Genomic DNA, 10,578 nt, shown 5'->3' with positions numbered 1-10,578 from the left:
TTTACTTCGGTGGGATATACGGCGGGGGCGGCCGCGGCGGCCATCAGCCGCCGCGGCCCCTTGAGCAGCCCTCGCAGCGCGGGCACGCGAAGATCCATGCCTCAACGGTACGGGCCGCCTCTGACATCCGACGGACCCCCCGGGCTGAACCCCGTGCCCTCCTTGGGGAGTACAAGCCTGCCGCGGTGTACTTCGTCCGTGGTAGCAAGGGCCATGGAGATCCGCCGGGCCGCCACGGTCGCCGAAGTCATCGCCGCCGAGCACCTGTTCGACAACCCGGTGCGTGCGGCGTGGGCGGAGCGTTTCCTGTCCACCGCGGGACACCATCTGCTGCTGGCGTACGTCGAGGGGGCCGTGGCCGGCTTCGTCAGCGGCGTGGAGACCGTCCACCCCGACAAGGGCACCGAGATGTTCCTGTACGAGCTGGCCGTCGGGGAGCCGTACCGCCGCCGGGGCGTCGGGCGGGCGCTGGTGGAGCGGCTGGCGGCGCTGGCCCGGGAGCGGGGCTGCCACGGGATGTGGGTCGGGGTCGACACGGGGAACGACATCGCCCTTGCCGCCTATCGCAGTGCGGGCGGCAAGGACGAGGGGACGTGCTCGGTGGTGGCGTGGGACTTCACATGACCGTCAGGCCTGGGTGTCCTCGGGGATGGACACCAGCCAGCGGGTCGCCTGGCGCGGCCGGAGGTAGAAGGCCCAGTAGAGGGTGGCGACGGCGGTGATGCCGCCGGTCCACAGCAGGTACGAGGTGTCCTGCTCCACGAGGATGTAGACGAGGACGGCGATCAGCAGGACCGGCATGGCCGGCCACAGCGGCATCCGCCAGGCCTTCCGGGCGCCGTGCGAGCCGCGGCGGGCGAGCAGGGCGGCGATCGCGACCAGCAGGTACAGGCCGGTGACGGCGACGCCGGTGACGCCGTAGAGCGTGTCCAGGTTGACGAAGCAGAGGAAGGCGCCGGGGACGCCGACGACGAGGGTGGCGACCCAGGGGGAGCCGAACCGGCCGAGCTTGGCGAGGGCGTTGTTGACCGGCGCGGGCCAGGCCTTGTCGCGGGCGGAGGCGAACAGGACGCGGGAGTTCTGGATCACCATGACGATGCCCGCGTTGATGATCGCGAGGGCGACGCACAGGCTGACGAAGGTGCCGACGGCCGAGTTGCTCCAGGCGATGACCATGCTGCTGATGTCGCCGCCGGTCAGGGCCTTCAGGTCGCCGGCGCCCAGGGTGATCGCCACGACCGGGACCAGGATGACCACGCTGGAGATGGCGAGGGTCGCGAGGACGGTGCGGGCGACGTTGCGGCGCGGGTTCTCCAGTTCCTCGGAGAGGTAGACCGCGGTGGAGAAGCCCTGGGTGGCGAAGAGGGCGATGGCGAGTCCGGAGAGGACCATCATGGCCGTCACGGGATTGACGTGTGCGTGCTCGCCGGCGATCTGCAGGCTGCCGAGGCTGCCGAGGCCGCGGTGGGAGTGGGTGAAGCCGAGCATGGCGACGACACCGGCCGCGACGACCTCCAGCACCAGGAAGATGCCGGTGATCCAGGCGTTGGCGCGCAGGTCCAGCAGACCGGCGAGGGTGGCCGCGATCATCACGCCGGCGCCCGTCCAGGCGGGGTCCAGGTGGACGACCGGGGCGAGGTAGTCGGCGGTGCCCATCGCGATGACCGGAGGGACGATCATCACGACGAGGAGCGACATCACGAAGGCCAGCCAGCCGGCGAGCCGTCCGGCGAGGGTGGAGACGATGGCGTACTCGCCGCCCGCGCTGGGGATGAGGGTGCCCAGCTCCGAGTAGCAGAAGGCGACGGGGATGCAGAGCAGCGCGCCGATGGCGAGGCAGAGCGCCGTCGCCGTGCCCAGGCTGGAGAACAGGTCGGGCACGATCACGAAGAGCGTGGAGGCGGGTGTGACGCACGAGAGGGTGAGCAGGGTGCCACCGACCACTCCGATGGAGCGCTTGAGCTTCTGGGGGCTGTCGGAGGCTTCCGTGAGGGGAACCTCGACAGGGCGGAGCGTGTCGGTCATGCGGCGGAATCCGATCGACTCGTGCGACTGAGGGTGGGGGGCGGGAGCGATATCGCCTCCGGCGGCTCGTCGTACGTTCGTCTCGTCCGCTCCCGGCCCGCATAGAGAACCCCGACGAAAACCACCGCGTCAATGGCGGTTTACCTTCGGAATCCGCACTTCCCGCGATCTTCGCGCCGCATCACTTTCCCAGGCCGTGAAGCCCTGTTGGCGCATCCAACAAGCTTTTCCGTGATGTGACCTTGTTTTCCAAGGTCATTTCCTCTTAACCCCTTCGTCATCCGTTTCATCCCGCCTGAACGGGAACCGCAGTGAAGGCGTCAAAAAAATGTCAGGCCGTCCGGTATCCGGACGGCCTGACGGGGGTCTACGGCGGGGTTCGGGTCACCCTCAGTGGTTGCGCGGGAACCCGAGGTCCACGCCCGCCGGGGCGTCGGCCGGGTCGGGCCAGCGGGAGGTGATCACCTTGCCGCGCGTGTAGAAGTGGGTGCCGTCGTTGCCGTAGATGTGGTGGTCGCCGAAGAGCGAGTCCTTCCAGCCACCGAAGGAGTGGTAGCCGACGGGCACCGGGATCGGTACGTTGACGCCGACCATGCCGGCCTCGATCTCCAGCTGGAAGCGGCGGGCCGCGCCGCCGTCACGGGTGAAGATCGCGGTGCCGTTGCCGAACGGCGAGGCGTTGACGAGGGCCACGCCCTCCTCGTAGGTGTCGACGCGCAGCACGCACAGCACCGGGCCGAAGATCTCGTCCTGGTAGGCCTTGGCGCTGGTGGGCACCTTGTCCAGCAGCGAGATGCCGATCCAGTGACCGTCCTCGAAGCCCTCGACGGTGTAGCCGGTGCCGTCGAGGACCACCTCGGCGCCCTCGGCGGCCGCACCCGTGACGTACGAGGCCACCTTGTCGCGGTGCACCTTGGTGATCAGCGGGCCCATCTCGGAGGCCGGGTCGTTGCCCGGGCCGATCTTGATCTTCTCGGCGCGCTCGCGGATCTTCTCCACCAGCTCGTCGCCGATCGAGCCGACCGCGACGACCGCGGAGATGGCCATGCAGCGCTCGCCCGCCGAGCCGTAGGCCGCCGACACGGCGGCGTCGGCCGCCGCGTCCAGGTCGGCGTCCGGCAGGACCAGCATGTGGTTCTTGGCGCCGCCCAGGGCCTGGACGCGCTTGCCGTTGGCGGAGGCGGTGGTGTGGATGTAGCGGGCGATCGGGGTCGAGCCGACGAAGGAGACGGCCTTGACGTCCGGGTGCTCCAGCAGGCGGTCGACGGCGACCTTGTCACCGTGGACGACGTTGAAGACGCCGTCGGGCAGGCCGGCCTCGGCCAGCAGCTCGGCGATCTTGACGGCGGCCGACGGGTCCTTCTCGCTCGGCTTGAGCACGAAGGTGTTGCCGGTCGCGATGGCGATCGGGAACATCCACATCGGGACCATGGCCGGGAAGTTGAACGGCGTGATGCCGGCGACGACGCCGAGCGGCTGGCGGATCGAGGCCACGTCGACGCGGCTGGCGACCTGCGTGGACAGCTCGCCCTTGAGCTGCACGTTGATGCCGCAGGCCAGGTCCACGATCTCCAGGCCGCGCGCGACCTCGCCGAGCGCGTCGGAGTGCACCTTGCCGTGCTCGGCGGTGATCAGCTCGGCGATCTCGTCGCGGTGGGCGTCCAGCAGCGCGCGGAACCGGAACAGGATCGTGGTCCGCTGGGCCAGCGAGGACTGGCCCCAGGTCGCGAAGGCGTCCTTGGCCGCCGCGACGGCCGCGTCCACCTCCTCGACCGACGCGAACGCGACCTTGGTGGTGACCGCGCCGGTCGCCGGGTCGGTGACCGGCCCGTACTCACCCGACGCGCCTTCGACGGTCTTCCCGCCGATCCAGTGGTTGACGATCTTCGTCATGCCCAGAGACTCCTTACTACAGATGGCGGCGTCGGGTCGAGACGTGCCGTTCGTACAGCTCACGTGCCTTGACCGCCGACGGTCGGGTCGCGGTCTCGGCCACAGGAACATCCCACCAGGCCTGCGCCGCAGGCGCGCCCGACACAGTGTCGGACGTTTCGGTCTCCACGTAGACACATGTGGGAGTGTCGGCGGCCCGCGCCTCGGCGAGCGCCGCGCGCAGGTCCCGTACGGTCTTCGCGCGCAGCACGCGCATGCCGAGGCTGGCCGCGTTGGCGGCCAGGTCGACGGGCAGCGGGGCGCCGGTGAGGGTGCCGTCGCCGGAGGCGAACCGGTAGGCCGTGCCGAAGCGCTCGCCGCCCACCGACTCCGAGAGCCCGCCGATGGACGCGTACCCGTGGTTCTGGACCAGCAACATCTTGATCGCGACGCCCTCCTGCACGGCGGTCACGATCTCCGTCGGCATCATCAGATAGGTGCCGTCGCCGACCAGCGCCCACACGTTGCGCTCCGGCGCGGCGAGCTTCACCCCGATGGCGGCCGGGATCTCGTAGCCCATGCAGGAGTAGCCGTACTCCAGGTGGTACTGGTCGTACGAGCGGGCCCGCCACAGCTTGTGCAGGTCGCCGGGGAGGGAGCCGGCCGCGTTGATGATGATGTCCGACTCGTCGACCAGGGCGTCCAGCGCCCCGACGACCTGCGGCTGGGTCGGCCGTGCGTCCGGCTCGCCGGCCTCGGTGCAGGCGTCGACGCGCCGCTCCCAGCGCTCCTTGCCCTCGGTGTACTCGGCGACGTACGAGCCGTCGACCCGGTGCCCGTGCACCACCAGCGCCTCGGTCAGCTCGCCCAGGCCGCTGCGGGCGTCCGCGATCAGCGGCAGCGCGGCCAGCTTGTGGCCGTCGTAGGGCGCGATGTTGAGGTTGAGGAAACGGACGTCCGGGTTCGCGAAGAGGGTGCCGGAGGCGGTGGTGAAGTCCGTGTACCGGGTGCCCACCCCTATGACGAGGTCCGCGGTGCGGGCCAGCTCGTCGGCGGTCGCGGTGCCGGTGTGGCCGACCCCGCCCACGTCCTGCGGGTGGTCGTGGCGCAGGGAGCCCTTGCCCGCCTGGGTGGAGGCGACCGGGATGCCGGTCGCCGCCGCGAACTCGGCGAGGGCCTCCTCCGCGCGGCTGTGGTGCACACCGCCGCCCGCGACGAGAAGGGGCCGGCGGGCGGCGCGGACCGCCCGCACGGCCTCGGCCAGCTCGGTCGGGTCCGCGCCCGGCCGCCGTACGGTCCACACGCGCTCGGCGAAGAACTCCTCCGGCCAGTCGTAGGCCTCCGCCTGCACGTCCTGCGGCAGGGCGAGGGTGACGGCGCCGGTCTCCACCGGGTCGGTGAGGACCCGCATGGCCTGGAGCGCGCTCGGGATCAGCTGCTCGGGGCGGGTGATCCGGTCGAAGTACCTGGACACCGGGCGCAGGGTGTCGTTGACCGACACGTCGCCCGCGTACGGCACCTCCAGCTGCTGGAGGACCGGGTCCGCGGGGCGGGTGGCGAAGACGTCGCCGGGGAGGAGCAGCACCGGCAGGTGGTTGATGGTCGCGAGGGCGGCGCCCGTGACGAGGTTCGTCGCGCCGGGGCCGATCGAGGTCGTCACCGCGTGCGCGGACAGGCGGTTCGACTGGCGGGCGTAGCCCACCGCCGCGTGCACCATGGACTGCTCGTTGCGGCCCTGGTGGTACGGCATGGCGCCGGCGTACTCGATCAGCGCCTGGCCGAGGCCGGCGACGTTGCCGTGGCCGAAGATGCCCCAGGTGGCGCCGATCAGCCGGCGCCGCTCGCCGTCGCGTTCGGTGTACTGGGCGGCGAGGAAACGGACCAGCGCCTGTGCGACGGTCAGCCGGGTGGTCATCGGTAGCCCTCCGTGTGGTCCGGGTGGAAGCAGATCCGCCACTCCCGGGTCTCCCCCGGGCCCGCCATGACGTTCAGGTAGTACATGTCGTGCCCGGGCTGGGCGATCGACGGGCCGTGCCAGCCGTCGGGGACGAGTACGGCGTCGCCGGAGCGGACCTCGGCGAGGACGTCGGCGCCGCCCTCGCGCGAGGGGAACACGCGCTGGTAGCCGAGGGCGTTCGGGCCGTCGATCTCGAAGTAGTAGATCTCCTCCAGCTCGGACTCCTCGCCCGGCCGGTGCTCGTCGTGCTTGTGCGGCGGGTACGAGGACCAGTTGCCGCCGGGGGTGACCACCTCCACGGCGATCAGCCGGTCGCAGTCGAAGGAGTCCGCGGAGGCGAAGTTGCGCACCTGGCGGGCGCAGTCGCCGCTGCCGCGCTGCTCGACGGGAACCTCCGGCGCGGGGCCGTAGCGGGCGGGGAGTCGTCGCTCGCACTTCGCTCCTGCCAGGGCGAAGCGGCCTCCCGCGCCGGAGGCGATCTGGACCCGGGTGTCCCGGGGCGCGTACGCGAAGTCGGAAGCCCCCGCGAACACACTGTCCCTACCCAGGAGTTGAAACTCGTTTTCCTCAATTTGTACGGTACTTCCGCCTTCCAGCGGAAGCACGATCCACTCACTGTCCCCGGTGGTGAACGTATGTGCACCGCCCGGCGCCAACTCGACCACGCGCAGGCTGCTGTGGGTCCATCCGGCCAACTTGGGGTCGATGTCGACGGCGTACGGGGCGTTCGCGGTGGCGCCCCTGGGCAGGTGCAGGTCGGTGCTGGTCATGCGGCCCCTCACAGCAGTCCTACGGCGGTGTCCACGGCGGCGGCCACGTCGCCGTCCGCCGGGTACAGCAGCGAGCGGCCGACCACCAGGCCGCGCACGGTGGGGAGTTGGAGCGCGCCGCGCCACTTCTCGTAGGCGGCGACCTGGTCCTCGGGCGAGTCGCCGATGTCGCCGCCGAGCAGCACGGCGGGCAGCGTGGAGGTCTCCATGACCCGGGCCATGTCGTCGGGGTTCTCGGTGACCGGCACCTTCAGCCAGGTGTAGGCCGAGGTGCCGCCGAGGCCCGAGGCGATGGCGATGGACCGGGTGACCGCCTCCGCGCCCAGGTCGTTGCGCAGCCGTCCGTCGGGGTCGCGGCGGCTGATGAACGGCTCCACGAACACCGGCAGCCGGCGCTCGGCCATGGCGTCGACGGCCCGGGCGGTGGACTCCAGGGTGGTCAGGGAGCCGGGGTCGGCGTAGTCGAGGCGCAGCAGCAGCTTGCCCGCGTCGAAGCCGAGGCGCTGGATGTCCTCGGGGCGGTGGCCGGTGAAGCGGTCGTCCAGTTCGAAACTGGCCCCTTGCAGGCCGCCGCGGTTCATCGAGCCCATGACCACCTTGTGGTCGAGGGCGCCGAGCAGCAGCAGGTCGTCGAGGATGTCGGCGGTGGCGAGGACGCCGTCGACGCCGGGCCGGGACAGCGCGAGGCAGAGCCGTTCGAGCAGGTCGGCGCGGTTGGCCATGGCGAGCTTGCGGTCGCCGACACCGAGGGCGCCCCGGGCGGGGTGGTCGGCGGCCACGATCATCAGCCGGCCGTTCTCGTTCAGCAGCGGTCTGCGGGCCCGGCGGACGGCGGCCTCGGCGATCGCCTCCGGGTGGTGGGTGCGGATCCGGACCAGCTCGGCGACGTCCACACGTGACCGCCGGGCGATGTCCCCGCCCTCGTGGTGCGTGCCCGTGACGCGGCCGGCCCTCACAGCACCGCTCCGGCCTCGAGCGCGGCGGCCACCTCGTCCGGGGTGGGCATCGCGGAGGAGCACTCCAGGCGGGAGGCGACGATGGCGCCGGCCGCGTTGGCGTGCCGCATGATCGTCTCCAGGTCCCAGCCGGCCAGCAGCCCGTGGCAGAGGGAGCCGCCGAACGCGTCCCCGGCGCCGAGCCCGTTGAGCACGGTGACGGGGAGCGGCGGGACCTCGGCGGACTCACCCGTCCGGCTGACGGCGAGGACGCCCTTGGGTCCCTGCTTCACGACGGCGATCTCCACCCCGGCGTCCAGCAGCGCCCGGGCGGCGGCGTGCGGTTCGCGCACCCCGGTGGCGACCTCGACCTCGTCCAGGTTGCCGACGGCCACGGTGGCGTGGCGCAGGGCCTCGGCGTAGAAGGGGCGGGCCTGGTCGGGGTCGGCCCAGAACATCGGGCGCCAGTCGAGGTCGAAGACGGTCGTACCGGACCCGGCGCGGTGGGCGAGGGCCGCGAGGGTGGCCGTACGGCTGGGCTCCTCACTCAGGCCGGTGCCGGTGACCCAGAAGATCCGGGCCGCGCGCACGGCGTCCAGGTCCAGTTCGTGGGCGTCGATCTCCAGGTCGGGAGCCTTGGGCCGGCGGTAGAAGTACAGCGGGAAGTCGTCCGGCGGGAAGACCTCGCAGAAGGTGACCGGTGTCGGCAGCCCGGGGACCGGGGTGACCCAGCGGTCGTCGACGCCGAAGCCGCGCAGCGCCTCGTGCAGGTAGGCGCCGAACGGGTCGTCGCCGGTGCGGGTGATCACGGCGGTGGCGCGGCCGAGGCGGGCAGCGGCGACCGCCACGTTCGTCGCCGACCCGCCGAGGAACTTGCCGAAGGACGACACCTGGGCGAGTGGGACGCCGGTTTGCAGCGGGTAGAGGTCCACTCCGATCCGCCCCATGGTGATCAGGTCGTACGCCATCGGCTTCCCTTCGTCACGGCTCTCCCCGGTTTTGTAGTCCTGTCCACGGAGCCCTGTCAATGTTTTGTCCGGACATTCGGACGAAAGGTTGACGCTCCCCGAGGTCCCCGGCGCGGCACCGCACCGTCAGAGGCGGCATTCAGCGTTCGCCGCATGGCTGACGCGTACACCGCACTGTGGACCAACGACCTCTGCGAGGCCCTCCGTTCCCGGGACCGGCCGTCCTTCCGCCCGCCTTCGACCGGCCGGTCCCGGCCGATCTACTTCCCCGGCTCACCTACCGGTCGCGGCGCGGCGAACGGCAGATCAAGCATGTCGTGGACGGCGAGCTGCGCAGCCCGGTGAGCATCCAGGGCGTCTACCGTCCGGCCCCGGACTCCGCCCGCGAACCGACCGAGCGGATCGCCGGCGGACCCGCGTCCCACTGACCTCTTTGCGTCAGCTACGTCACAAAGACCTGTCCTGTGTCACAGATGTCGCGGATACGCGGGTTCTGCGTCACATCCGCTCGACAGGCGCTGTCGGCTGGTCACTCTGTGTCGTTCACCCGACACAGGCTTGGTGATCGCCAGCGCAGCGCCCGGCTCCCCCGACGGCCGTACCCGGCCGCCGCCGCGGTGTGCGCGGGGAGGTGCAACTCATGACCGACCGAAGGCTCTGGTCCTACAAGGAGATCGCGGCACACATCAAGGTGCAGCCGGACACCGTACGGTCCTACCGCAAGCACGGGTTGCTGCCCGCGCCCGACCACGTGGAGAGCGGCAAGCCCTACTGGTACGCCGACACCGTCCGCGCCTGGGTCGCCTCCCGCCCGAGCAACCGCGGCCGCCGGCCGGACTGACCATCGGGGGCCGGGGCCACCCCCTCGCTCAGGTCCGGCTCCAGGGCTCGATGACCGTGACCCCGGCCCCGGGCGCCGTGCCCATCGCCGCGAGGGCCGCCGGGGCCGCGTCGAGGGGGATGGCGGACGTCACCAGGAGGTCGGGGCGCAGGACGCCGGAGCGGACCAGGTGGAGCATGCCGGGGTAGCTGTGGGCGGCCATGCCGTGGCTGCCGAGGAGTTCGAGTTCCAGGGCGATGGCGCGGGCCAGCGGGACGGGGGTGGTGCCGTCGGGCGAGGGCAGCAGGCCGACCTGGACGTGCCGGCCACGCCGGCGCAGCGAGCCGACCGAGGCGGCGCAGGTGACGGGCGAACCGAGGGCGTCCAGGGAGAGGTGGGCGCCCCCTCCGGTCAGGGCGCCGACGGCCGCCGCCGTGTCGCTCACCTGGGCCGCGTCCACCGTGTGGGCCGCGCCGAATCCGCGCGCCAGCTCCAGCGCCCGGGCCGACACGTCCACGGCGACCACCCGCGCCCCGGCGGCCGCCGCGATCATCACCGCCGACAGCCCGACCCCGCCGCAGCCGTGCACCGCGACCCACTCGCCGGCCGCGACCCGGCCCTGCTGCACCACCGCGCGGAAGGCGGTGGCGAAGCGGCAGCCGAGGCCGGCGGCGGTGGCGTACGCCATGTCGTCCGGGATCGCCACCAGGTTGACGTCGGCGTGGTCGAGGGCCACGTACTCGGCGAAGGAGCCCCAGTGGTGGAAGCCGGGCTGGGTCTGCCGTTCGCACACCTGCTGGTCGCCGGCCGCGCAGGACGGGCAGGTGCCGCAGGCGCAGACGAACGGCACGGTGACCCGGTCGCCAGGCCGCCACCCGGCCACCCGGGCGCCCACCGCCTCGACGACTCCGGCGAGTTCGTGCCCGGGCACATGCGGCAGGGTGATGTCCGGGTCGTGGCCCATCCAGCCGTGCCAGTCGCTGCGGCACAGCCCGGTCGCCTCGACCCGCACCACCACGCCGTGCTCCGCGGGCTCGGGATCGGGCACCTCCCGCACCTCGGCCGGCTTCCCGTACTCCTCGAACAACACGGCTCTCATGCGCCTCAGCCTTCCACGCGCCCGCACCCGCACCGGAATCGGTGCCGGGCGCCCTAGGTGATGGCGGTGGGCTTCCCGGTGAGGACCGAGCGGGGGCGGGCGACCGGGACGTCCTGGCCGGCCGGGGCGCTG

10 protein-coding genes are annotated in these 10,578 nt (G+C 72.0%); 3 read left to right on the top strand and 7 right to left on the bottom strand.

Features of this window, described 5'->3' with window-relative positions; all coding sequences use genetic code 11:
* The first annotated feature begins 213 nt into the window (after positions 1-213).
* A complete protein-coding gene (locus ACWEN3_RS31820) occupies positions 214-624 on the top strand; it encodes an N-acetyltransferase family protein (RefSeq protein WP_452977760.1) in 411 nt (136 codons plus the stop codon).
* Between the two features lie 3 nt (positions 625-627).
* On the opposite strand, the gene ACWEN3_RS31815 is transcribed toward ACWEN3_RS31820, so the two are convergent.
* From ACWEN3_RS31815 to iolC, 6 genes are all read right to left on the bottom strand, one after another.
* Positions 628-2,025: an APC family permease gene (locus ACWEN3_RS31815; RefSeq protein ID WP_452977757.1), complete on the bottom strand. Its 1,398-nt coding sequence runs from the start codon at positions 2,023-2,025 to the stop codon at positions 628-630.
* A 390-nt stretch (positions 2,026-2,415) separates the two neighbouring features.
* Positions 2,416-3,918, bottom strand: a complete 1,503-nt coding sequence (gene mmsA / locus ACWEN3_RS31810; protein WP_452977754.1) for a CoA-acylating methylmalonate-semialdehyde dehydrogenase — start codon at positions 3,916-3,918, stop codon at positions 2,416-2,418.
* A 16-nt stretch (positions 3,919-3,934) separates the two neighbouring features.
* Entirely contained in the window at positions 3,935-5,812 is a 1,878-nt protein-coding gene (gene iolD, locus ACWEN3_RS31805; protein WP_452977751.1) for a 3D-(3,5/4)-trihydroxycyclohexane-1,2-dione acylhydrolase (decyclizing), read from the bottom strand.
* On the bottom strand, positions 5,809-6,624 hold the full coding sequence (iolB, locus tag ACWEN3_RS31800) for a 5-deoxy-glucuronate isomerase (protein WP_452977748.1): 816 nt from the start codon (positions 6,622-6,624) through the stop codon (positions 5,809-5,811). Before iolB ends, iolD begins: the two co-directional genes overlap by 4 nt.
* A gap of 8 nt (positions 6,625-6,632) precedes the next feature.
* Positions 6,633-7,517, bottom strand: coding sequence for a Cgl0159 family (beta/alpha)8-fold protein (locus tag ACWEN3_RS31795; RefSeq protein ID WP_452977762.1), 885 nt, complete (start codon positions 7,515-7,517; stop codon positions 6,633-6,635).
* Between the two features lie 59 nt (positions 7,518-7,576).
* The gene (gene iolC / locus ACWEN3_RS31790; RefSeq protein WP_452977746.1) at positions 7,577-8,527 is read right to left on the bottom strand and encodes a 5-dehydro-2-deoxygluconokinase; all 951 of its coding nucleotides are present in this window, start codon (positions 8,525-8,527) and stop codon (positions 7,577-7,579) included.
* Between the two features lie 176 nt (positions 8,528-8,703).
* On the opposite strand from iolC, the gene ACWEN3_RS31785 reads away from it, so the two are divergent.
* Both ACWEN3_RS31785 and ACWEN3_RS31780 read left to right on the top strand, forming a co-directional pair.
* Positions 8,704-8,955 (top strand): hypothetical protein, encoded by a 252-nt coding sequence (locus ACWEN3_RS31785; protein WP_452977744.1) that lies wholly within the window; start codon positions 8,704-8,706, stop codon positions 8,953-8,955.
* A 212-nt stretch (positions 8,956-9,167) separates the two neighbouring features.
* The gene (locus tag ACWEN3_RS31780) at positions 9,168-9,368 is read left to right on the top strand and encodes a helix-turn-helix transcriptional regulator (protein WP_452977741.1); all 201 of its coding nucleotides are present in this window, start codon (positions 9,168-9,170) and stop codon (positions 9,366-9,368) included.
* Between the two features lie 28 nt (positions 9,369-9,396).
* Here the strand turns inward: ACWEN3_RS31780 and ACWEN3_RS31775 are convergent, their stop codons facing one another.
* The gene (locus tag ACWEN3_RS31775; RefSeq protein ID WP_452977738.1) at positions 9,397-10,446 is read right to left on the bottom strand and encodes a zinc-dependent alcohol dehydrogenase family protein; all 1,050 of its coding nucleotides are present in this window, start codon (positions 10,444-10,446) and stop codon (positions 9,397-9,399) included.
* Positions 10,447-10,578 lie beyond the last annotated feature (132 nt).

The sequence above is a fragment of the Streptomyces sp. NPDC004561 genome, assembly GCF_053602155.1.
This window is presented reverse-complemented; position numbering and strand designations above follow the sequence as displayed.

Coding starts and splice junctions, on each gene's coding strand:
- ACWEN3_RS31820 (WP_452977760.1), top strand. CDS start 214: ATGGAGATCCGCCGGGCCGCCACGGTCGCCGAAGTCATCGCCGCCGAG.
- ACWEN3_RS31815 (WP_452977757.1), bottom strand. CDS start 2,025: ATGACCGACACGCTCCGCCCTGTCGAGGTTCCCCTCACGGAAGCCTCC.
- mmsA (WP_452977754.1), bottom strand. CDS start 3,918: ATGACGAAGATCGTCAACCACTGGATCGGCGGGAAGACCGTCGAAGGC.
- iolD (WP_452977751.1), bottom strand. CDS start 5,812: ATGACCACCCGGCTGACCGTCGCACAGGCGCTGGTCCGTTTCCTCGCC.
- iolB (WP_452977748.1), bottom strand. CDS start 6,624: ATGACCAGCACCGACCTGCACCTGCCCAGGGGCGCCACCGCGAACGCC.
- iolC (WP_452977746.1), bottom strand. CDS start 8,527: ATGGCGTACGACCTGATCACCATGGGGCGGATCGGAGTGGACCTCTAC.
- ACWEN3_RS31780 (WP_452977741.1), top strand. CDS start 9,168: ATGACCGACCGAAGGCTCTGGTCCTACAAGGAGATCGCGGCACACATC.
- ACWEN3_RS31775 (WP_452977738.1), bottom strand. CDS start 10,446: ATGAGAGCCGTGTTGTTCGAGGAGTACGGGAAGCCGGCCGAGGTGCGG.